Consider the following 24,789-nt stretch of genomic DNA (forward strand, 5'->3'; position numbering starts at 1 on the left):
TGTATCTTTAATAAGATACAATATTCCGCGATAGCTCAATGGTGGAGCACTCGGCTGTTAACCGATAGGTTGGAGGTTCGAGCCCTCTTCGCGGAGCCATTTGTACATAACGCCAGTATATCTGGCGTTTTTTTATTGTCTTAAAATTTATATTGAAATATTACATTTTATATCCACATATTTTAAGTGGAATGGCTATAATATGTGGATAATTCAGTGTAGAGCCATTTATTATGGGGATAAATAATTATATATTTAAAATTTAAATGTTAATATATACGATTAAAAGTTTTAGGAATTTTTTCATTAGTAAAATTAGCATATTATAATTGTTTATAAAAGTCTAAATATGAATATGAAAGTAATCTATTAATATTTGAAAGAAGCATCTGAAGTAAACGATTTGTTAAGACATATACACAAACTATAACATTGACGTTAATGTTATAGTTTATTAAAATGATAAACGGAGGCGAAAATATGAATCAAAAGTATTATCAAATAGATGAAGTTTCAAAAATCACTGATCTTACTAAGAGGTCAATAAGGTACTATGAAGATATGGGGTTATTTACGCCTACAGCAAGAACAGATTCAGGATATAGGATGTACAGTGATGAAGATATAAGTACAATCAATGAAATAAAAGAGCTTAGATCTAAGTTAGGGTTAACGATACCAGAGGTAAAGCAGATATTAGGATTAAGGAAAATATTAAATAAGATATGGTCTAAAGATATTACGGATAAAGAGCATATTAATGAAGCACTAGAAAAGGTAAACACTTTAGTAGAGACTATTGATGAAAGAGAAAAGATATTAAGAAGAGTAAAAGATAATTGTAATAATAGTTTAAATAGATTAATAACACTACTAAATGAGAAAGAGGAAGAGTAAATGAAGAAAGATAATTACAAATGGATAGCGTTGTCCTGCACTACAATCGGTGCATTGCTATCAGTTATGAGTGGTAGCACTCTAATGATAGCATTACCTGTGATAATGAAAGATATAAATGCTGGAATGGGTATAGTTACTTGGGTTCTTATGGGATATATGCTAGTTTTAACAATACTAGTTCCTTCAATAGGAAGAGTAGCTGATATGGTTGGTAGAAAAAAGTTGTATGTTAGTGGATTTGCTGTATTCACAATAGCTTCTTTTTTATGTGGATTAGCACATAGTGGTTTAACACTACTTATATTTAGATTAATACAAGGGATAGGCGGTTCACTAATGGTAGCTAATAGTACAGCTATAGTTACAGATGCATTTCCAAAGAAGGAGTTAGGAAAAGCTCTTGGAATTAATACCATGATAATAAGTGTTGCAAGTGTTATAGGGCCTATATTAGGTGGGTTTCTAGTTAACTTTGGATGGAGAAGCATATTTTATATAAATGTACCAATAGGGATTTTAGGAACTATTTGGGCAGCAGCTCAATTAAAGGAAGTAGCTAACTTACCAGAAAAACAAAAGTTTGATTTTAAAGGAACTATAGTGTTTACATTAGGTATGCTATCACTGCTTATTGCATTAACCTTGGGAAGTTTTTCAGGATGGTTTAATCCAAATGTAGTGATTTTAATAGTAGCATCAGTTATATTAATTGCATTGTTTGTTAATATAGAAAGTAAAATTAAATACCCAATGTTAGATATGAGATTATTTAAGAATAGAATATTAGCATTTGCATACGCAAGCAACTTTTTTAATGGGATAGCTAGAGGAGCAGTAACGTTCTTATTAGTATTCTATTTTCAAGGGATAAAGGGAATTGACCCAATAATAGCAGGTATGTTATTAACTCCGCTTGCAATATCAATGATGATAGTATCACCTATAAGTGGAGTATTATCTGATAAGTATGGATCAAGAGCATTAAGTTCAATAGGACTTGCAACTTCTGCAGTAGGACTAATAGGATTTATGTTTATAAAAGAGAATTCATCTATGACAATGTTAGTTATATCAATGCTTATAATGGGGTTAGGGTCTGGATTATTCTTCTCTCCAAATACTAACGCCATAATGGGTTCGGTGCCAGCAGATAAAAGAGGTGTAGCTGCAGGGGTAAGAACTATGCTAAATAATGCTGGAACAGTTTTAAGCATAGCCCTTTCTATGGCTATAATAGCTTCAAGCGTGTCTCCAGAAGCTATGCAGGCCCTATTTGTTGGTACTCAAGTGGGAGCTGAAGGAATAGCTATTGGAAAGTTTATCGGTGGACTCAGATTAGCTTTTACTATATCATTTATATTTAGTGTAGTAGCAGCTCTATTATCTTACTTAAGAGGACCAGAACCAGCATGGGAAGAGAGCGAAGAAGAAAAGGTTGCATAATAAAAACTATAAATAAAGATAGGCTGTCCGTGATAAGTTTAATACTTATAGGGACAGCCTATTGGCTATTATAACTAATTTATAGTTATAAGTTTTAGTTCTTGTTAGTTAATGTATTCATTTCCTTAGCTAAATCTCTTAGGTATTCTGAACTTGCAGCTATCTCTTCACCAACAGCAGCATTTTGGTTTACTGAATCGGACACTTCTTTAAATTTATTTATTGTTTCTTCAGTAAGTTCAGATATCTTAGAATTAAATGAAACAACGTTTTCTGTTTCAGTAATCATTGAGGATGCTAACTCACTGATAGTAGTTATATTAGTATTAGATACCTTCAGTTTATCAACCATAGTGGATACATTATCAACAGCATTAGTCAATATAGTATTACCAGTGGAAATTTGAGCATTATTTTCAGTCATTAGTCCTTCCACTTCTCGTATTTTTTCTTTAAATTCACTTAATATTGAACCTATATCAGTTAGAGAAGTTCTACTATCTTCAGCTAATTTTCTAACCTCATCAGCAACTACGGCAAATCCTTTACCTAATTCGCCAGCTCTAGCAGCTTCTATAGAGGCATTTAAGGCAAGAAGATTTGTTTGCTCTGATATATCACTTATTATCCCTATAATACTATCTATTTCAGCTGATTTTTCTTCAAGAACTTTAGAAGCTTCGAAAGTATTTTTTATTCTTATGCTTATATGGTTTATTATATTTAGAGCCTCTCTTAGAGATTTGTTATTCTCATTAGATAATGAAATAATTTCATTAGAAAATGCTTTAGTACTATCAACCTTACTAGAAACATTCTTATTTATGTCAAGTAAGTTAGATAATATGGTTTCATTCTTTTGAGAGTTATTTAACATGTGGTTTGCATCATTATTAATATCGTTACTTAAAGAGGCTATATATTGAAGAGATTTTGCTTCTTGATCAACAGCTGTTGATAAGGTAGTACTTGAATTTAATAGCATCTCTGAGAACTCACTTATTTGAGAGAATAAATTAAAGATATGTTCATTTTTTTCTTTTATATCTTTTTCATTATTACTTATATCTTTAAGTAATAATGAAGAGAAATATGTAAAAATATATATAGCAAAAGAAGTAAGGGTTATCACAATTATTCTAATAATTATTTCTCTTAAAAAAACTTGGTTTTCAGGCAGTAAATTTGAATTACTAAAGAATATATACACTTGTGATAGTACGCTAGCTCCCACTGAAATAAGAGTTAGCTTGTGATCAAATAAAAGTGCACTTAATAGTATGAAGTAGAATACTACTATCCATAATTCCTTAGATGGAACCATCCAAGCCAAATAAATATAGTTTACATAACATATAATCACTAAGCTAGCTTTTAAAAAAGTTAACCCTCTCTTCCATGATTGGGCATCCTTCATAGCCCATTTGTATCCTAATCTAAAAAGTATAACCTCAAATAAGGTTAGAGCCATTAAAATATATAATGAGCTCCAACTTATTTCAGGATATAAATTCATTGCCTTCATACCTATAAATAATGTTCCTGCCATTAATGCACTAACAGAATATATTATTAATACAAATTTTAATGTTTTTTTCTGAAAGTCAATTATACTACTTGATAAGGCTTCCATTCTTATCCCCCTGTTTCTAAAAATTAATTACCATTTATAGATTAGAGAAGACATAGTGTAACCAGCTGCAACAGAACAAAATATTAGAATATCCCCTGACTTAAAACCTTCAATAGATAATTTATCATCTAGTGCCATGATTGGGCTTGCACAACCAGTATAGCCATATCTATCACCGATAAATATAGCCTTAGATTTATCTACACCCAGTTTTTCAATAGTTTGATACAGATCATATTTAGAGAATTGTGATATAAAATAATGAGAAACTTGCTTTGGAGTAAGCTTATAATCTCTTAGTAAGGAGCTTATAAGTTTAGTCCATTCATCAGAAAGAAAACTAAAATCGAAAGGATCCCATTTTAATCTTCGATCATAATTTGAAGTTTTTTCATCAGTTATTTTTGACAAACCACAATTAGGAAATCTTATATTTTCATTATAACTATCATCAGTGAATACCCTAGAACCTAAAAATCCTCTTTCTTCCTCCTCTTCTACAATTTCAAGTATAATAGCTGCAGCTCCATCTGATATACCTTGATAAACAACTAAATCATCTTCTCTAGAAAATGGTAACATGTTCATTGAACCTAATACAAGAATTCTTTTATATTTATCGTCTAATTTTAAAAATCTTGAAGCAATGTCGATTGCTGTAAGCATACCTATACAATCATTATTTATATCAAAAACATTTGTAGCATTTTCTGCCTTTAGTTCATTTTTTATAATTAGCGCACAACATGGTGTAAGAAATTCAGGAGTATCTGATGCTGATATTATTGCATCAATATCTAATGGGGTAAGATTACTTCTTTCTAAAGCCACTTTTGCAGCTTCCACCGCCATTGTAATGCTTGTTTCGTCTGGAGAAGCTATAGTTCTTCTGTCTCTTCCCATTTTCTCCATAAGTCCTATTGCATGATTTTCCGTTCCAAATCTTTTATAGTGTTCTATATAGTAATCGTTATATAGTGTCTTTTCAGGATGATAACTTCCTACTCCTTTTATTATTACGTTTTTTACCATAATATCTCCTCCGTATAATTAAAATTTTTAATTTAAAATAATATTAAAAATAAAAATGGACAAATTAAAACTTGTCCATTTTTAATCTAACAAACTTAGTAGCCTGGCAATCATAAATCAAATTCTTAGATCCATAGCTTTGCGTCCCAACCTTTCGATAGGTTTGCCTTTATTAAGTAAAAATAGATAACATTATTAATATAAGGATTTGGGTAAAATTACTAATTACGACTATTTTACCAAAGATTACACAAAATGTACATAAATACACAAAAAATTAACATTTAATTCAATGCATGTTATTTTTAAATAAAAAATTTTAAATATAAGGTATAATTTATAGATTTATTCCAATAATTAGTTATATAGAAAATGTTTTCAGAATTTTTTGAAAATAAGAAGGATAATAATTTAAGGAAGAGAATATTATTTATTATAATAATATAAAAAAGGTATGAATACATTTATTAGTAACTAATTCTATTTTATTCTTTATGAATTTATAACTAAATTATATATGAGGATAATTATCCGAATACACTAAGACATAATATAAGTTAAAGAATAAAAAAGAAGAATATGCCGCCTGTAAGATTCTTCACATACGCTTAAGAAAAGGCAGATGCGCAAAAAAATTTACTAAAGAAGATCGCTTTAGCGAATTTTTTACAAGCGATATAAAGGTTGAATACTTTATAGGATTATCCCGTCATATGATACACAACATCTATAAAATTAAATCTATCAATTTAACTTTCAACACATTAATATTAAATCGTTTATATTTACCATTAATACATTCTGTTCAAAAAGAAAATATTTTTAGCTTTGAAAATCTTTAGCTAGTTGATATGAGTTTTTTTAGTTTCGGTAAGATATTAAAAGATAAGTACAGTATCTTGCAAAATAAATCTCAAAAAGATATCAATCAACTACTGCTTTATATACAGCTAAAGTCTAAATTTTAATGGAAGGTAGGTGAATATCTTAACTTTATAGATTATGAAGTTAAGATAAAATGTATGAAAGACTATAAAACTGATAATCTAAGAAATGTAGGTATAATTGGACATAGTTCATCAGGGAAAACAGCCCTAGCAGAAGCTTTATTATATTATACTAAAACCATTGATAGATTAGGAAAGATAGAAGAAGGCACAACTACAAGTGACTATGATGTTGAAGAAAAAAAGAGGGGAATCTCTTTATCTGCTTCTGTTATTCCATTTGAATGGAATGATAAAAAGATAAACCTTGTAGATATTCCTGGTTATTTTGACTTTGTAGGTGAAGAAATACAAGGGATTAGAGCTATAGATGTTTCCATGATTGTAGTTTGTGGTGCCGCCGGAATACAGGTTGGTACGGAAAAGGCATGGGAATATTGCAATAAGATGAAGTTACCTAGAGCATTTTTTATAAACAAGTTAGATAGAGAAAACTCAGATTATGATAAAGTATTAGCTGATCTAAAGAGTAAATTTGGTATAACAGTAGTTCCAATACAATATCCAATTGGAAAAGAAAGCGAATTTACAGGTGTAATAGATGTAATAAAAAGAAAAGTTAAGGTTCATGATAGAAAGAATAATAAAGTTGAATTAAAAGAAGTTCCAGAGGAATATTTAGATAAAGTTCAAGAGTGTAAGCAGATGATTATGGAAGCTGTAGCTGAGACTGATGAAGAGCTTCTAGATAAATATTTTAGTGAGGGAGAATTAACCGATGAAGAGATATATAGAGGGTTAATTAACGGGTGCTGTACTGGAGAGATAGCTCCAGTTATGTGTGGTAGCTCACTAGAAGTAATTGGTATGGGAGCGCTTATTGAAGATATAGTTGGTTGTTTCCCTTCTCCAGATAAGATGGTGAGAAGTGGATATAAAAAGTTAAACGATAACAATAATCCTGTTAAGATAGATGATGAAAAGCCTTTTTCAGCTTTCGTCTTTAAAACTGTAGCTGACCCTTTTGTAGGAAAGTTGTCTATATTTAGAGTGCTGACAGGAAAGGCTGTGGCTGATTCTATAGTATATAATTCCTCTAAGGAAAGAAATGAGAAGATGGGGAATTTATATTTCTTAAGAGGAAAAAATCAGATGCCAACAAAAGAAGTTACTGCTGGGGATATAGGTGCTGTAGCTAAGCTTCAGTATACTGCAACTGGTGATACAATTTGTGATAGCAATAATAAGGTGATATATGAGCCGATGGAATTTCCAGATCCAGTTATATCTATGGCTGTACTTCCTAAGAGTAAGGGTGATGAGGATAAGATATCATCGGCACTTACAAAGTTATTAGAGGAAGATCCTACGTTTAGGGTATCTAGAGATGTAGAAAATGCAGAAACTATAATTTCAGGGGTTGGAGAGACGCATCTTGATGTTATTGCATCTAAATTAAAAAATAAGTTTGGCGCAGAGGTTATTCTTCAAAATCCAAAGGTGCCATATAGAGAAACTATAAAAGGCATTGCTGATGTACAAGGCAAGCATAAAAAACAATCTGGCGGACACGGTCAATACGGCGATGTAAAGATTAAATTTGAACCTAGAAATGATGGCTATGATGAACTTCAATTTGTAGATCAAGTAGTAGGAGGAGTTGTTCCGAGAAATTATATACCAGCTGTAGAAAAAGGGCTTAAAGATTGTATACTGCATGGAGTTTTGGCTGGATATCCAGTTATAAGATTAAGGGCAACCTTACATGATGGTTCTTATCACCCAGTGGATTCTTCAGAAATGGCATTTAAGATTGCAGCATCTTTAGCTTACAAAAAGGGTGTTGAGATGGCAAAGCCAATCTTGCTTGAACCAATAATGCATTTAGAAGTTATGGTTCCAAGTGATTATATGGGTGATGTTATAGGAGATATAAACAAAAAGAGAGGAAGAGTACTCGGTATGGAGCCTGTAGATGGAATGGAAAAAGTTACAGCTGAAGTTCCTATGGCAGAACTTTTCAAGTACGCTACTGATCTTAGATCAATATCTCAAGCTAGAGGAAGTTTTAGATGTAATTTTGAAAGATATGAAGAGGTACCAGCTCTAGAAGCAGATAAAATAATAGAGAATTCTAAAAAGTTAAGAGAACTACGAAGTGAAGCTTTATAATATTAAAAAAATATAAAACTTAATACATGTTAAAAAAAGATTGAGTTAATATTAAGTATTTACTCAGTCTTTTTTACTGCATTAAGTATACTAAAATAAAAATTAATCAAACAAAGGAATATTAATCATATTTTTATCTATACTAATAGTAAAAACTTATATCTAGGGGGTTGCAAATGTCAGATTATAGAATGGATATTAGAGGAAGCATCGGACTTAGCGATTATAGCAATATTTATGATTATATTGGTGTAGTAGATAATAAAGATAACTTTACGATAACAGTAGATAATTGTGGAAATGAGAGCATACAAGTTATATGTAAGATGTTGTCAGATAGTGATTTTTACATAAAAGATCAGGGGTATGACAATCATGGCAGATACTATATTAATGCTTATAAGAATAAATAAGTTTAATTTTATGAATTTAATAGAAAATAATATTTTCAATATATACAATATTCTAATGAAAATTTAGGAATATTGTATAAATATTATAAGGTGATAAAATATACAATAATATTAATTGTATATATGTTATAATATTGTTGTAAAATTTTAAGAAAATTAGGTTTTATCTTAGGATATGGGGGGAAAATAATGAGTAACTATGTTATAGGTATAGACTTAGGTGGAACAAAAATCAGTACTGCCTTGTCTGATTTTAATGGAAACGTTGTAAGTCAATCAATAATCGCAACTGATGCACATGAAGGAGAAGCTGCAGTTTTAGGTAGAATAATTAAGACTGTGGAAGACGTTATAGAAAATGGAAAGGTAGATGTTGTTCAGGTTAAGGCAATTGGAATAGGATCTCCTGGTCCACTAGATGCTAAAACTGGAATAATAATAACTACACCAAACCTTCCTTTTAAGAATTTTGATTTAGTATCACCTATTAGAGAAAAATTTCAAATTCCAGTATACTTAGATAATGATGCTAATGTTGCTGCTATAGGTGAATTCATGTTTGGTGCAGCAAAAGGCACTGAAAATATGGTATACTTCACAGTTAGTACTGGAGTAGGTGGCGGAGCAGTACTTAATGGAAAGATATACAGAGGGAATACAAGCAATGCTCTTGAAATTGGACATGCTACTGTGGCACCAGATGGACCAAGATGTAATTGTGGAAATATAGGCTGTTTAGAAGCTACATCATCAGGTACTGCTATAGGAAAAAGAGCTAAGGAAGCTTTAGAAAGCAAAGTAGATACATCACTTAGAAAGTACAAAAGTGTAACTTCAGCTGAAGTTTTTGCTGAAGCAGCTGCTGGTGATGCAATATCACAAGATATAATAAATAATGCATTAAATTACCTTGGAATAGGTGTAGCTAATGCAATTTCTATATTTGATCCTGAAATGATCATAATAGGTGGAGGGGTATCAAAAGCAGGTAAGATAGTTTTTGATAAAGTTCAAGAAGTAGTAAATAAGAGATGCTTTAAGAATATGGCTGAAGCATGTAAGATAGTTCCTGCAGGTCTAGGAACAGATGCAGGTGTTATAGGTGCAGTAGCTCTAGCTATTATGGAAAGTAAGTAATATTAAACAGAGCCTAATTATTAAAAGAGTTTGAAGCTTATGAAGCTTCAAGCTCTTTTTTGCTGTATAAAAAATTTAGCAAGTTTTTTAATGGTTTCATTTAAGGTAAGTTAAAAATACTATGAATATTTGAAATAGAAAGTACATAAATTAAAGAGTGAAGAGAGGGACAAAGTTCCAGAAAACAAAAGAAGGAGTGATGAACTATGCCAAAGGATAGTCAAGTTGATAACAAGTTAACTAGAAAACTTAAGTCAAATTGGGATACAACTTTAGCAGATGAAGAGCCAAAGAATAGTAATAGAAATGCTAAGAGACAGTCTATAAAGCCAGGCTCTGGGCAATAAATTCTTTTTCCCATACATAGCTTACTTTTGAATATACTTTAAAGGTTTTGTTACTTAACTGATAATCATATCAGTTTTTATTTGTACCCCTTCTCACAAATAAAGACTGTATAATTCCATAAGTAAGCTTTGAGAGAAAGAGTTTTTTTAATACTGCTCACCGTAAATTTATTTTACGGTGAGCAGCTTTATTATATGTGCAAATCTATAAATCATACAATAGTAGTGAATTAAGTTTCGACAGAGGAACTCTTTAGGATTCATAACTCAACTATTAATTTATACGTGCTCGATAATCCCCAGAAGCCGGTATTATCGGACAAGTATAAATTAAGTTTCGATATATGAATCCTTTAGGGTTCCAACTTCAACTATTAAGTTATACATGTCTGATAATCCCCAGAAGCCGCGATTATCAAACATGTATAACTTAAGTTTTCGTAATGGAACCCTTTAGTCACTACATGATAAGTCAGTATTATAGTATAATAAGTATAGATACCCAAACTTTAGTTGTAATTTTATTTTTAAAAATCATAAGAACTATGATTTTTAAAGTATTATAATTTGAGTATACATAGGGGGCGTATCGATATACACATTAAGTGTAAGAATAAATATTTTGGAGGTAGCAATGAGGGGGCACTTATTCGCAGATAACAGATTTATTAGAAGCTTAGAGGAAGGAATTCTAGTTCTTGATGGGGCAATGGGAACTATGATACAGAAATATAAGCTTAAAGAAGAGGACTTTAGAGGAAGTAAAATACAATCACATAAAGAACAAAAAGGAAATAATGATGTGCTTGTACTTACAAAACCTGAAATAATAACGAGTATACATAAAGCGTATTTAGAAGCAGGGGCAGACATAATAGAGACTAATACTTTTAATAGCAATATTATTTCTCAAGAGGATTATGGCCTTCAGGATATGGTTTATGAGCTTAACTATACTGGAGCTAAGCTTGCTAAAGCGGCAGCAGATAGTTTATCTACAAAGGATAAGCCAAGGTATGTAGCTGGATCAATAGGGCCAACAAATAAGACCTTATCTATGTCTCCGGATGTGGAAAATCCAGCTTATAGAAGTGTTACCTTTGATCAGGTTGTAAATTCATATAAGATACAAGTATCGGGATTATTAGACGGTGGAGTAGATGTACTACTTATCGAAACTATTTTTGATCATCTAAATGCAAGAGCGGCATTAATAGCTGCAGAAGAAGTATTTAAGGAAAAGAATAAAGTACTTCCAATAATGTTATCAGGAACTATAAATGATAAAGGTGGAAGACTTCTGTCTGGTCAAACTTTAGGAGCATTTGTTAAGTCAATGAGCAGTGACTATGTTATATCTATAGGACTTAATTGCTCTTTTGGGGCTAAGGATCTTGTACCTTTTGTAAAAGAGTTATCAAAAGAACATGATTTATATATATCTTTATATCCAAATGCAGGTCTGCCTAATATTTTAGGTGAGTATGATGAAACTCCAGAAGTAACCTGTAGTTATCTAAAGGAATTATTTGAAGACAAATGTCTAAATATAGTTGGAGGATGTTGTGGTACAACACCAGAGCATATAAGAGCAATAAAAGCATTGGCAGAAAACTATATGCCAAGAACTTTAAATGAACAAAGAAAGATCAGCACTTATGCAGGTTTAGAGCTACTAGAGGCAAAAGCTGAAAATAATTTTATAAACATAGGTGAAAGACTAAATGTAGCCGGTTCAGCAAAGTTTGCAAGACTAATAAGAGAAAAGAAATATGAAGAAGCACTGGCAATAGCAAGAGAACAAGTAGAAAATGGTGCTCAGATTTTAGATATAAATTTTGATGACGGAATGTTAGATGGAAAAGAAGAAATGGCATATTTTTTAAGGCTTTTGGCTTCTGAACCAGAAATAGCATGCAAACCTATAATGATTGATTCTTCTAGGTGGGAAGTAATTACAGAAGGATTAAAGTCTATTGGAGGAAAGTGCATTGTAAACTCTATTTCCTTAAAAGAAGGAGAAGAGGAGTTTATGAAAAAGGCTTCTATAATAAAAAGTTTTGGAGCTGCTGCTGTCATAATGGCTTTTGATGAAAAAGGTCAAGCTGATAGTTATGAAAGAAAGATTGAAATATGTAAGAGAGCATATGACATATTAACAGAAAAGGTTGGATTCCATTCGGAAGATATAATATTTGATCCCAATATACTAGCTATAGCAACTGGAATTGATGAGCATGACAATTATGCTGTTGATTTTATAAACGCTACAAAGTGGATTAAAGAAAACCTCCCTAATGCAAAGGTTTCTGGAGGAGTATCTAATTTAAGCTTTTCCTTTAGAGGTAATAATTTTATTAGAGAGAGTATGCATGCAGTATTCTTATATCATGCTATAAAGTCAGGAATGGATATGGGAATAGTCAATCCTGGAATGATAAGAATATATGATGATATACCTAAAGATGTTTTAGAATTAGTAGAAGCTGTAGTTCTTAATAAGAGAAGTGGTGCTAAAGAAGATTTATTAGAGCTTGCAGATAAATATAGAAATAATGAAGAAAAGCAAGATGAAAAAGTAAAGCTATGGAGAAATGATGAAGTAGAAAAAAGGCTAAGCTATTCTATTGTAAAAGGCATAAGTGAATACTTGGAGGAAGATTTACAAGAAGCAAGAATAAATACATCACGAGCGCTTAATGTCATTGAAGGTCCACTTATGGATGGAATGAAGGTTGTTGGAGACTTATTTGGTGATGGGAAGATGTTTCTTCCACAGGTAGTAAAATCAGCTAGAGTGATGAAAAAAGCTGTAGAGCTATTGCTACCATTTATAAAAGAAGATAATTCAGATGAGAGCAGCAAGGCTGGAAAGGTGCTTTTAGCAACCGTAAAAGGCGATGTTCATGATATAGGAAAAAACATTGTAGGTGTGGTATTGGCCTGTAATAATTTTGAGATAATAGATTTAGGCGTTATGGTACCCTGTGAAGAAATTCTTAGGGTAGCTAGAGAGGAAAAGGTTGATGTTATAGGACTTAGTGGACTTATTACACCTTCACTTGAGGAAATGGCACATGTTGCTGAAGAAATGGAAAAACAAGGTTTCGATATACCATTGTTAATAGGTGGAGCCACTACCTCAAAGATTCATACTGCTTTAAAAATAGCTCCAAAGTATAGCAAAGGTGTAATTTATGGTGGAGATGCATCTAAAACCGTTGAAATAATGAAAAACCTTATGAAGGATAAGTTAGCTTATTTAGAGAATATAAGTAATGAGTATAAGGATATAAGAGAAAATTATAAGCAGATGGCTACGGCAGATAATATATCAATTGAAGAAGCGAGAGCGAATAAATTTAAAATTCAATGGGATGAAGAAGATATTGATATTCCTGAGTTTATTGGGGTAAAAGAAGTAAAATACTCAGTAAAAGAACTTAGAGACTATATAGATTGGACATTTTTCTTCATAGCTTGGGAGATGAAAAAGACTTATCCTGAGATATTAGATGATGAAATCTATGGAGAAGAAGCGAAGAAGTTATTTGAAGAAGCAAATAATATGCTTGATGAATTAGAGATTAATAATAGAATATCACCAAGGGGAGTATTCGGAATATTTAAATCTAACTCTGTAGAAGATGATGTTGTCTTGTATGATGGTGATTATAAAGTAGAAGTGTTTAATTTTCTTCGTCAACAGAAAAAAGCTAAAGAAGGAAAGCATATGTGCTTATCTGATTTCGTAGCTCCTAAAGAAAGCGGAAAGACAGATTATATAGGAAGTTTTTTAGTTACTGCTGGCAATGAAATCTATGATTATGAAAAAGAACTTAAAGAAGCTGGGGAAGAGTATAAAGCAATTATGCTTAAGCTTTTATGCGATAGATTGGCAGAAGCTGCAGCTGAAAAGCTTCATGAAGACATAAGAAAGACATACTGGGCGTATGATAAGAATGAAAGCATTACTAAGAAAGAATTGTTCCAGGCTAAATACAGAGGTATAAGACCTGCCTTTGGATATCCTTCACTAAAGGATCAGAAGCAAATGGAAAAAGTATTTAAACTTTTAAAAGTTACTGAAAGAACAGGTGCGACACTTACTGAAAGTTACATGATGAACCCAGTTGCATCAGTGTGTGGATTGTATTTTGGGTCTAAGCATGCTAAATATTTTGATTCATTTAAGTTTTCTAAGGATCAACTTATAGATTACTGCAATAGAATTGATGAACCTATAGAAGATGTGGAAAAGAGACTGAATAATTATCTTCATCCAAAATATAACGGGTAATCATATGCCTTAATAAGTATATATAGAGTGGAAATTTACATGAAGAAAGAAGGTAAGGGACATGAGGGCAGAAATAATTTCTGTGGGAACAGAGATACTATTAGGAGATATATTAAATACAAATGCTCAATTTTTAGCTAAAGAGCTGGCAGCAATAGGTATAGATGTTTATAACCAAACAGTAGTTGGAGATAATGAAGAAAGAATGCTTAAAGCTTTTAAAAATGCTTTTGAAAAATGTGATTTAATAGTTGCTACAGGGGGACTTGGGCCAACTCCAGATGACTTGACAAAGGAGACTGCTGCTAAGTTTTTTGAACAGGAACTTGTTGTTCATGAAGAATCATGGAAACATATAGAAAGCTATTTTAATAAAAGTGGAAGAATCATGGAAGGAAGTAATGCTAAGCAGGCATATTTTCCAAAAGATGCAGTAGTACTACCTAATCCTAATGGAACGGCTCCAGGTGCTATATTAAAAAAAGATGAAAAGATGATAGTAGTATTGCCTGGTCCACCTAAAGAAATGAAGCCGATGTTTATTAATCATGTTGTTCCATATCTACAGCAATATTCTGATACAATACTAGTATCAAAGGTGCTTAGGATTTTTGGTATTGGTGAAGGAGTTATGGCAGAAGAAATTTCAGATATAATAAATGGTCAAAGTAATCCCACTGTTGCTCCTTATGCCAAAGAAAGAGATGTAACTCTTAGAATAACTGCTAAAGCAAGAGATGAAGAAGAAGCTAGAAAGCTAATTAAGCCAGTTGAAGATAAAATAAGAGAAAGGCTTAATGATAATATATACGGTGAAGATGATGTAACCTTAGAAGAGGTTGTGGCTAAAATGCTTGTAAGTAATAAACTTACTATAGCTACAGCAGAGTCTTGCACTGGAGGACTTATTGCAGCTACTCTTATAAATTATCCTGGAATATCAGAAGTGTTTATGGAAGGTGCAGTGACTTATTCAAATGATAGTAAAATGCAAAGACTCGGGGTAAAGTCAGATACATTAGAAAAGTATGGTGCTGTAAGTGAAGAAACCGCTGGAGAAATGGCTGAGGGTATAGCTAAAAAAGCTGGTACAAGAGTTGGGATATCTACTACTGGAATTGCAGGACCTGGTGGCGGTTCAACTGATAAGCCAGTGGGACTCGTTTATATGGCAATTCATATAGATGGAACTACATTAGTTAGAAAGTTTAATTTTCAAGGAAGTAGAGAAAGAATTAGACAAAGAGCTACAATGAACGCGCTAGATTGGCTTAGAAGAGAACTTATAAAGAAGTTTAATAACTAGCCTCTTGGCTGAAATTAAGTAATTATGCATCCAATGCTTTAATGAGCTTACGCAAAGAATTAATATGATTTTGTCATGTTTTCAACAATGTTCTTAAACATAGCCTAATATTAAATAAAGACTTATCAGCAAATAGAAATGATAATACTAAGGTGCTAAATAATTAATTGGTAAGATATTTTAATTTTTATAAAATAAAAATTCCTCTTAAAGTGAGGAAAACCACCACTAAAAGAGGAATTTTCTATATTAAATAAAATGGGGGAGAGGCAATTTAATATAAAAGTTATCTACAATAATAATTGTCTCCTAAAAGGAAGAAAATATACATCGGCAGAAAAATAAATGCATAAATAAAAACATAGGTTATGGTATTTATGAGTAAGAGATTAAGGAGAGATTTATGAAACCTGTATTTAAATCAAATTTATATTTTTTAATAGTATTGTTTGTATCAATGATAGGTCCATATATAGTAAGAAGACCGCTTGCACTTTTAGGCTTGAATTATGGAGAACTTCTAATGACTGTGCACGCCATATTTTTTATATTGCCTGCCATAATATATGTTATAGTAACTAAGGCTCCAGTAAAGCAAACCTTCAGGTTTAATAAAGTAAGCTTAAAGGAAATAGGCTATGCAATCCTAATAGCTCTTTTAGCACAACCTATAATGACTTTATTTTCATTAATAACTTCATTTTTCTTTGATAATGATGTTGCAAAAGCCATGGACGTTATGAAAGATCTCCCATATTGGATGATGCTTTTAGTTGTAGCGGTTACACCTGCTATTACTGAAGAGATAACGATGAGAGGTATAGTCTTATCAGGATATAACCACAAGAGTAAGATAAAAGCTTCATTGATGATAGGCTTGCTATTTGGTATCTTTCACTTAAATGGGCAACAGTTTCTTTATGCAGCAGCATTAGGCGCACTCTTTGCTTACATGGTAAGAGTAACCAATAGTATATTTGTATCTATGATATGCCACTTTACAGTAAATGGATTTCAAGTAAGTCTACAGGCTATACTTTCACCATTTACTAAGCTTGTAGGCAATAGACAAGATTACTCTTTAAGAAGTTTACCTATGAATGATAAGATAAATATGGTTCTTACATGGGGGTTTGTAGCAGTTATCTTTGCAGCTTTGGTTGCAATTTTAATTAAGAAACTAAAAGAGGCTGCAGAAGAAAGAGGAGTAGTTGATAGTTATGACTTACTAACTAACTATGGAAGAGAATCTATCAGTGGAGCAGGTGGTGTAGCTTTAGAGAAAGACAATATAATAAATATACCTTTTATAGCTACAGTAGTTATCTACTTAATATATATGATATTTTTTGCGTAGTATTTAAATTAAGTACTGCTCTAAACTAATTATAAGTTTAGAGCAGTTTTTTACTGTACAGAAAAGTCGCTTCAGTGACTTTTTCACTGCAAAGTAAAGAGAAAAGTTTTTATGGCTGTTAAACCTAGAGGTTTTCACTGTCTAGAAGTTTGGGTTATACAGTGAAAAATAAAACTTATTCGCCTGCCAAGTTTTCCTCATATGCATTCAGAAAGGCAGATGCGCAAAAAAAGCTCACTGAAGAAAGTCACTTCAGTGACTTTTTTATATGTAAACAATTTATATATATAATATAGTAAGAATTTCTTTTGACAATAGTCTATTGAATACCTTAAAATATTGATGTTATTATTAAAAATTTAGGCGCATTTAAAGTACTATGTTGAAATTAAGCGATTAGTCATCCGATGCTTTAATGAGCTTACGCAAAGAACAAAATAAAGAATATATGATTATAAAATTAAATAAATATAAAATTATATAAATATATAGTATTTATGCAGGTTTTAGGGAAGAAAGTTTATTATAAGAAGAGGAGAAATATAATGAGTATACTTACAGTAAAAAACCTTAGTCATGGCTTTGGTGATAGAGCTATATTTGAAGATGTATCTTTTAGACTTCTAAAGGGAGAGCACATAGGTTTTATCGGTGCTAATGGTGAAGGTAAATCTACATTCATGAATATAATAACAGGAAAGCTTATGCCTGATGATGGTAAGGTTGAATGGAGCAATAGGGTTAGAGTTGGATATATGGACCAGCACGCTCATCTTGAAAAAGGAAACTCAATTAGAGATGTACTTAGAGGAGCATTTCAATATCTTTTTGACCTAGAAAAAGAGATGCTAGATATGTATGATAAGATGGCTGATGCTACGCCTGAAGAGCTAGATAAAATGATGAATGACATAGGAACAATCCAAGATATGCTTGACCATAATGGATTCTATGTTATAGATGCTAAGATTGATGAAGTTGCTGGTGGACTTGGATTAAAAGATGTAGGTCTAGATAAAGATGTTATGGATTTAAGTGGAGGACAAAGAACTAAGGTTTTATTATCTAAGCTTCTTTTAGAAACTCCAGATATACTTCTTTTAGACGAGCCTACTAACTATTTAGATGAAGCTCATATAGAATGGTTAAAGAGATTCTTACAAAGTTACGAAAATGCATTTATATTAATATCACATGATATTCCATTCTTAAACAGTGTTATAAACTTAATTTATCATGTTGAAAATAGACAGCTTAATAGATATGTTGGGGATTATGATAACTTTAAGAGAGTACATGAAGCAAATAAGAAACAGTTAGAATCTGCTTATGAAAGACAACAACAAGAAATAGCAAAACTTGAAGACTTTATAGCTAGAAACAAAGCTAGAGTAGCTACTACTGGAATGGCAAAAGCTAGACAAAAGAAATTAGATAAGATAGAAAAAATAGAACTTACGGCTGAAAAACCAAAGCCAGAGTTTAATTTTAGAAGCGGAAGAACTTCAGGAAAGCTTATATTTGAGACTAGAGATTTAGTTATTGGATATAATGAACCATTATCAAGACCACTTAATTTAAGAATGGAAAGAGGTCAAAAAATAGCTCTAGTAGGTGCAAATGGACTTGGAAAGACTACTCTTCTAAAGAGCCTTATGGGAGAACTTAAATCCTTAGGCGGAGAAGTTGAGTTAGGTGATTATCTACAAATGGGATACTTTGAACAAGAGATAAAAGATGCTAACTATAACAGTTGTATAGATGAAGTATGGGGTGAGTTTCCTGCATTTACTCAGTATGAAGTAAGAGCTGCTCTTGCTAAGTGTGGTCTTACAACAAAGCATATTGAAAGTAAGGTAGTTGTACTAAGTGGAGGAGAGCAAGCTAAGGTAAGATTATGTAAGCTTATAAATAAAGAAACAAATCTATTAATCCTAGATGAGCCTACTAACCATTTAGATGTAGAGGCTAAGGATGAATTAAAGAGAGCTCTTAAGGCATATAAGGGAAGTATATTAATAGTATGCCATGAGCCTGAATTCTATAGAGATGTGGTTACTGATGTTTGGAACTGTGAAGAGTGGACAACTAAAATTGTTTAATGATTCAATATGGCTTTAGAATTGTATAGAAAATAGTGTTAGAAAAACAGCATTGATACTGAAAAGTATTATTGCTGTTTTTTTATACCATTTGCTTAATCTATTCTATTATTTCTTAAATCAAAGGTTTCTATTGGTTCTGGACCTCTTAATATTCTTCTTTTTATATGAAGGTCACCGGATGAATCAGTGCCGATTTTCCATTCAACTAACATAATCTCTCCATTTATTATTTCAATACCTTGTATTCCACTTGCTCGCACACATGAACCGTCATTGAAATAAGGTAATTCGTTGATTTTTGGAAAGTGTGGTCTATGAGTATGCCCACAAATGAGCATAATTTTATTTTTTTTAATCCAGCTACTATAAATGCGTTCAATTTTGTGAATTTTTTCAGCATTCTTTACAGGGCTTGCAGGATTTATAAAACCTATTGAATGAAGAAACCTCCAAAAATACCTTACTGAAAGCATATTAATATGCCATAAGGTATCATTCATTCTATCTCCTTGATGACCATGAACAGTTAGTATTTCCTGTCCTGTAGTTTTATGCTTAAACACTACTGCTTCATATGGAGTGAGGCCAGGAAATAGCTCTATTTCTTCTTCGTTGTAATCATCGTAGAATTTATAATAATTACTTTCTACAAAATCTTTATATTTTAATTGTATATTGTGATTACCATATAACATGATCAATCTATTTAGGTCAAAGAATCTTTTAAATAAAGAGTATACCTCATCATGGGCCAACCTTATGTGCTTAAAATTAGAGTGCTCCCAAAGCTCATCACCATCTCCAACTTCCACATAAGTATAGCCATTATTAAAATAAAATTCTAATGCAAATAGAAAGATATTTTGATTTTTTGCAAATTCATCTGATGGTGTACAATCTCCTCTATGACAATCGCTGAAAAAGATATACTTAGAATTGTTATCAAAGTATTCAATTTTCGCATTATTATAAGCTTCCGTTAATCTCTTTGCTGCTAACTTCTTCTCTAATATCATTTTGTGCACCTCTTTTAAGACTTATCGAATTAACCTTATATTAACATAAGAACAATTTAAATATATATAGTTAATCTACCCCTTTGAATAAAAATATATTTAAAATGATATTTTCTTAATCTATAGAAATTCATTATTACCTTTACTAACAATAACAAATACTATATCAAAAGATAGTATTATTATGGATATTTAAAGAGGTGCACACCTTGAAAATATAATGATAAGACGTTTAAGATTTAAAGATCAGTGGACTCGATTTTTAGCTAATTATTTATTTATCCTTTTGGTTTAATTTAAAAAACCATGTATAGTATTTTCTAGTTAAATAAAAGGTGAGAAAAAGTGTAATCCATGTTATGTACCAATCCCAATGTATATATTTTATGATACTAGTATGTTTTTCTACAAATATCTCTAGAATTGTTATTGTGGTGCAAAAATAGAAATAATAAAGGAATTGATTAAAAGTATTTTTCTTTTCTGGATAGTTAACATTAAATATGGCACATATAGAAGGATATATGAAATACTCGAAGGTAAAACTTGTTTTATTAGCAGATGGAAAAAGTCTAACCGGATATTCTATAAGCCCCAATTGTACCACTAATAAGCCTAATATCCATGTAAGTAACTGTTTAAAGAAAAAGGCAACATGAGCTTCTCGAATTTTATTTTTGGGAATAAATTTCAACAATAAACCAATTGTTACAAGCCACCCAATGAGTATAAATATATAGTTTTTATCCATTAACAAATCCTCCGATACCATATTGTTTAATATTTACAAACATTAATTATGTTATTCTCATTTTTATTAAGTATGATTAAAGTTTTATTCAAAATCACATAAGCTTCACACAAAGTTTTGATAAAAATTCAGTACTTATGTATTAATATACAAACTATAGTGTTCATAATTAAAAAGGAATGTTGATAGAAATAAAACTATAAAAATTAGTGGTAACTAGGAGGCTTATATGTTAGCAAAATTAAAGAATTTTAAATTGAAAAACTTAATTATATCTCTAACAATTTCAGCAGTTATATCCACAATAGTCGTAGGTGGCTTTGGTTATTTTAATATGAAGAACCTAGATACCCAATTGGGGGTTATGTACTCAGAGTACTTAATTCCAGTGTCCGATATTGGAGAAATAAAGAGTAATTTTTACCAAGTAAAGGCTACAGATATTGAAGCTATGGCGAATAAGACAAGTGGAAGTGAATTTTTAAGTAGTATTAAAACCTTTAGACAAAATATTGATAAATATTTAAATGATTATGAAAATACTAAATTAGATGATCAAGAAACGGTTTATCTAAATAATTTTAAGTCTGCTTACAGCTTTTTCTCCAAGATGTGGGATAGTAAAGCAACTGGTAATTCAAATCAATATACAAGTCAAATTACAGAACAAGAAAGTAAATTGGAAACTAATTTAGATAAATTACTAAGTTATGATGAAAGTATTGCACAAGCAAACAAGGAAACAAGTACAAAAGCAGCAGTTTTAAGCGAAAAGTTAATGATAACTATATTTGCAATATCATTGGCTATATTCACCGTAATTGCATACATAGTAATATTAGTTATTAATAAATCATCAAAAGAAATCATAACAAATTTGCAACAAGTTTCAGAAGGTAATTTTAGCTTAGATATAGAGGGGAATAGTAAGACAGAATTTGGACTTATGAATTCTGCATTAAAAAAGACCATATTAAATATATCTCATATGATAAAAAGTGTAAAAAACACTGCTGGTAATATAAACAATCAAGCAGGGAATTTATCTGCAGTATCAGAGGAGATGGCAACATCCTCTAAAAGTGTAGCAGCATCTATTGAAGAAGTTTCAAGATCAAATGAATATCAGTCAATAGCTTTAACTGATATAAATATAGTACTTGGTGAATTTGGAGGTCGTATTGAAAATATAGTAAATGCTATAAAGACCATAGATAATAATTCGAGAGATATTAATCATATGGCTAACGAAAGTGATGTTCAGTTAGAAACATTAATTGAATCGGTAAATGATTTAGCTGTTTCATTCCAAAGCTTTACTGAGAGAATGAACACTTTGGGGGTTAAAATTGGAAAGATAAATGATATTACTAATTACATAAACAATATTTCAGAACAAACTAATCTTCTAGCGCTTAATGCTGCAATTGAAGCTGCAAGAGCTGGAGAGAATGGAAAAGGATTTTCTGTTGTTGCTGCAGAGATAAGAAAACTGGCGGAGGAAAGTAAGATTTCTACTGAAAATATAAGTAAACTTACTTCAGATATAGGACATGATACTTCGGAAATATTAAATATAACAAATTCTATGAATGATAAACTAAATGAGCAATCAACTGTAGTTGAAACATCTTTAGACTCATTTAAAAAGATTATTTCAAGTGTAGAAATGATAATACCAGAAATTGAACAAGTGACTAAAGCTGCTTTGCATCTAAATGAAGAAAAAGATAATATAACGGAGAAGGTTGGTAGCACCTCTTCATTAGCACAAGAGATAAATGCTGCATCAGAAGAAATGACGGCTTCATCAGAGGAAGTTTATAGTGCAACAGATGAGGTAGCAAAGTCTGCTTCTATCTTAGACAATGCTACAGAAGAAATGATGCTATACGTGAGTAAGTTTAGATTACAGGAATAAATACATAACAGGAAGTAATCATTGAATCAAGTTTTATAAGCAGCCGTGATGTTAAATATCAAGGCTGCTTTTTTATTATTTATTTGATTGGAGAAAATATAGAAAATAGATTCATTACATTATCATAAACTTAAAAATATCAAAACAATAAAAGGATAAATTTTCACCACTTTGACATAATAAAACTGATACTAAAGATGTACTAATTTGAATATTTTTAGAAGGAAGTGGTTAAATGAAAATAGAAGCGTATTTTGATAGTATAAAAACAGCAAAGGAAACTGTTGAAAAGCTTAGAGAAGATGGATTTAGAGGAGCTTTTGTAGATATAAATGAGCATAATAACGATGCGTATTCACAGAGAGGAATGGTAGGATCAGATGAATTACCAACTTTATCATCAGCAGTTTTAGGTGAAGATAACAGCAACTCTCCTATAGCTGCAGCTAGTCCAATGGCAAGTGGTATGGGAGGGTTCGAAGAAATAGCAAATATAAATTGTAAGGTAGTAGTTGAAGCAGACGGCAAAAACGAAGAGGATGCAAGAAATTTAATAAAAAGTATGGGTGGAACCACTAAGGAGCTTAACACTGGAAGAATACCTGGTGGACTTGATAATATAAATGAAGATGCGTTAGTCTTAAAAAATTTAGAGGATTAGAATTTGAAGAGATGGTGTGAGGATACTGTCTCTTCTTCTTTGAAAGTAAATACTCCATGATAGTTGAGTTTAATACTCACAGTTTAATTAAGATGTTAAATAAAGATAGGCTCAATATAAGTGAATACAAATCAAAACTATCTGATGAAGTAGAAGATTGAAAATGCACATTATATATAATAATAATTGAGAGATAAAAACACAGTTTCTGTTGGTAGTCAGAGCCTGCGTATATTGGCTATTAGGTATTTATGCGTAGCAGTAACCTGCCCTCCTGGGGTTGTCCGTTCTCTTTAATAATAAATTACAGGAGGATTTAATTATGGAATCTATAATTAAATTAACAGTTCTTTTTAGCGACCCATTTTGGGTTGGTATTTTTGAAGTTATGGAGGATTATGAGCTTAAGGTGTGTAAGGTTACCTTTGGAGCTGAACCAAAGGACCAAGAAGTTCATGAATTTATACTAATGAATTTCTACAGATTAGATTTTGGTGGTTCAGTAAAACTAGAGAAGAAAGATCTTACCATAAAGAAACAAAATCCTAAGAGACTTCAAAGAAATATAAGAAAAGAGACTGATGCTAAGGAAATTGGCACAAAAGCTCAAATTGCAATGAAGCTACAGCATGACCAATTGAAGCTGGAACATAAAAATAAAACTAAAGAACAAAAGCTGCAGGAAGAGGAAAGAAAGTTTAGTATAAGGCAGAGAAAAAAGCTTGATAAGCATAAAGGACATTAAATTTTCCATAATACTTTTCAAAAGTTTTAATATGTGCTATTATATTAAAGCACTTTATTACCCATGCAGTTGCATAACGGGAAAAGAAAAACATCTACAATTAAGTAGGTGTTTTTCTTTTTTTATTATTTAGATAAATCTGTCTACAATTATATATTATCTATTCATCACATCTTGTGAACTGCTGAAAAGTAGTGAAAAATCTGATTTTCTAAGCCAACCCTTAGAGTTGAAATCAGTATTTAATGGTAGAGATACAAAATACCATATCTGATTACTTACTTCAGCTTCTTCAAGAATTCTAACTTGAAGCTTTTGAGTTATCTTGTTTATAATAGGACCTTTTTCTAAGGGCGAAAGCATTAAAAAAACTCCTTCAAGAGTAACGCCATTAGAGGTTGTGGTATTTAAGTATCTTATTGAAATATTAGTAAGACTTGAGTTTAAGGAATTATATTTTTCTCTTAATGCCTTATGTTGATTAGATAGCAGTAAATACTGTTGCCTAGAAAAACTAAGTTTTCTATCGAAATATAAATACATGCAGGCAATAACTAAAATTAATAAGAAGATTATTATCAGTTTCAAAGATTCCACTCCCAC

Annotated in this window: 18 protein-coding genes, 1 tRNA gene and 1 riboswitch; of the genes, 14 read left to right on the forward strand and 5 right to left on the reverse strand. The window is 31.2% G+C overall.

Going from position 1 to position 24,789, the window contains the following annotated elements:
- Window positions 1-24: 24 nt before the first annotated feature.
- From bsdtw1_RS23130 to bsdtw1_RS23140, 3 genes are all read left to right on the forward strand, one after another.
- Window positions 25-99: transfer RNA gene (locus tag bsdtw1_RS23130), tRNA-Asn, on the forward strand.
- 381 nt (window positions 100-480) lie between these two features.
- Entirely contained in the window at window positions 481-897 is a 417-nt protein-coding gene (locus tag bsdtw1_RS23135) for a helix-turn-helix domain-containing protein (RefSeq protein ID WP_183280016.1), read from the forward strand.
- Window positions 898-2,343, forward strand: coding sequence for an MFS transporter (locus tag bsdtw1_RS23140; protein WP_183280017.1), 1,446 nt, complete (start codon window positions 898-900; stop codon window positions 2,341-2,343). It abuts the gene before it with no gap.
- Between the two features lie 94 nt (window positions 2,344-2,437).
- Here the strand turns inward: bsdtw1_RS23140 and bsdtw1_RS23145 are convergent, their stop codons facing one another.
- The gene (locus tag bsdtw1_RS23145; RefSeq protein WP_183280018.1) at window positions 2,438-3,976 is read right to left on the reverse strand and encodes a methyl-accepting chemotaxis protein; all 1,539 of its coding nucleotides are present in this window, start codon (window positions 3,974-3,976) and stop codon (window positions 2,438-2,440) included.
- Between the two features lie 27 nt (window positions 3,977-4,003).
- Window positions 4,004-5,008, reverse strand: a complete 1,005-nt coding sequence (locus bsdtw1_RS23150) for a ketoacyl-ACP synthase III (RefSeq protein ID WP_183280019.1) — start codon at window positions 5,006-5,008, stop codon at window positions 4,004-4,006.
- A 94-nt stretch (window positions 5,009-5,102) separates the two neighbouring features.
- Window positions 5,103-5,186, reverse strand: a riboswitch (cyclic di-GMP riboswitch).
- 844 nt (window positions 5,187-6,030) lie between these two features.
- Here bsdtw1_RS23150 and fusA point away from each other — a divergent pair.
- The 8 genes from fusA to bsdtw1_RS23190 all read left to right on the forward strand — a co-directional run bounded on the left by fusA (window position 6,031) and on the right by bsdtw1_RS23190 (window position 19,089).
- Entirely contained in the window at window positions 6,031-8,127 is a 2,097-nt protein-coding gene (gene fusA / locus bsdtw1_RS23155) for an elongation factor G (RefSeq protein ID WP_183280020.1), read from the forward strand.
- A gap of 176 nt (window positions 8,128-8,303) precedes the next feature.
- Window positions 8,304-8,540: a hypothetical protein gene (locus bsdtw1_RS23160; protein WP_183280021.1), complete on the forward strand. Its 237-nt coding sequence runs from the start codon at window positions 8,304-8,306 to the stop codon at window positions 8,538-8,540.
- A gap of 189 nt (window positions 8,541-8,729) precedes the next feature.
- Window positions 8,730-9,677, forward strand: coding sequence for an ROK family protein (locus tag bsdtw1_RS23165; protein WP_183280022.1), 948 nt, complete (start codon window positions 8,730-8,732; stop codon window positions 9,675-9,677).
- Between the two features lie 206 nt (window positions 9,678-9,883).
- A complete protein-coding gene (locus bsdtw1_RS23170) occupies window positions 9,884-10,024 on the forward strand; it encodes a hypothetical protein (RefSeq protein WP_183280023.1) in 141 nt (46 codons plus the stop codon).
- Between the two features lie 634 nt (window positions 10,025-10,658).
- Window positions 10,659-14,324: a methionine synthase gene (metH, locus tag bsdtw1_RS23175; protein WP_183280024.1), complete on the forward strand. Its 3,666-nt coding sequence runs from the start codon at window positions 10,659-10,661 to the stop codon at window positions 14,322-14,324.
- A 61-nt stretch (window positions 14,325-14,385) separates the two neighbouring features.
- Window positions 14,386-15,630: a competence/damage-inducible protein A gene (locus tag bsdtw1_RS23180; RefSeq protein ID WP_183280025.1), complete on the forward strand. Its 1,245-nt coding sequence runs from the start codon at window positions 14,386-14,388 to the stop codon at window positions 15,628-15,630.
- Window positions 15,631-16,033: 403 nt separating this feature from the next.
- Window positions 16,034-16,987: a CPBP family intramembrane glutamic endopeptidase gene (locus tag bsdtw1_RS23185; protein WP_183280026.1), complete on the forward strand. Its 954-nt coding sequence runs from the start codon at window positions 16,034-16,036 to the stop codon at window positions 16,985-16,987.
- 545 nt (window positions 16,988-17,532) lie between these two features.
- Window positions 17,533-19,089: an ABC-F family ATP-binding cassette domain-containing protein gene (locus tag bsdtw1_RS23190; protein WP_183280027.1), complete on the forward strand. Its 1,557-nt coding sequence runs from the start codon at window positions 17,533-17,535 to the stop codon at window positions 19,087-19,089.
- A 95-nt stretch (window positions 19,090-19,184) separates the two neighbouring features.
- On the opposite strand, the gene bsdtw1_RS23195 is transcribed toward bsdtw1_RS23190, so the two are convergent.
- A complete protein-coding gene (locus bsdtw1_RS23195; RefSeq protein WP_183280028.1) occupies window positions 19,185-20,108 on the reverse strand; it encodes a metallophosphoesterase in 924 nt (307 codons plus the stop codon).
- A gap of 274 nt (window positions 20,109-20,382) precedes the next feature.
- Complete coding sequence (locus tag bsdtw1_RS23200) at window positions 20,383-20,859, reverse strand: CBO0543 family protein (RefSeq protein WP_183280029.1); 477 nt, start codon at window positions 20,857-20,859, stop codon at window positions 20,383-20,385.
- 229 nt (window positions 20,860-21,088) lie between these two features.
- Here bsdtw1_RS23200 and bsdtw1_RS23205 point away from each other — a divergent pair, with 229 nt between their 5' ends.
- The 3 genes from bsdtw1_RS23205 (at window position 21,089) to bsdtw1_RS23215 (ending at window position 24,186) form a co-directional block, all read left to right on the forward strand.
- Window positions 21,089-22,780 (forward strand): methyl-accepting chemotaxis protein, encoded by a 1,692-nt coding sequence (locus bsdtw1_RS23205; protein WP_183280030.1) that lies wholly within the window; start codon window positions 21,089-21,091, stop codon window positions 22,778-22,780.
- A 235-nt stretch (window positions 22,781-23,015) separates the two neighbouring features.
- A complete protein-coding gene (locus bsdtw1_RS23210; protein WP_183280031.1) occupies window positions 23,016-23,441 on the forward strand; it encodes a hypothetical protein in 426 nt (141 codons plus the stop codon).
- 322 nt (window positions 23,442-23,763) lie between these two features.
- Complete coding sequence (locus tag bsdtw1_RS23215) at window positions 23,764-24,186, forward strand: YjdF family protein (protein ID WP_183280032.1); 423 nt, start codon at window positions 23,764-23,766, stop codon at window positions 24,184-24,186.
- A gap of 156 nt (window positions 24,187-24,342) precedes the next feature.
- Here the strand turns inward: bsdtw1_RS23215 and bsdtw1_RS23220 are convergent, their stop codons facing one another.
- Entirely contained in the window at window positions 24,343-24,774 is a 432-nt protein-coding gene (locus bsdtw1_RS23220; RefSeq protein ID WP_183280033.1) for a hypothetical protein, read from the reverse strand.
- Window positions 24,775-24,789 lie beyond the last annotated feature (15 nt).

This window comes from Clostridium fungisolvens, assembly GCF_014193895.1.
In the GTDB taxonomy this organism is placed as follows: Bacteria; Bacillota; Clostridia; order Clostridiales; family Clostridiaceae; genus Clostridium_AR; species Clostridium_AR fungisolvens.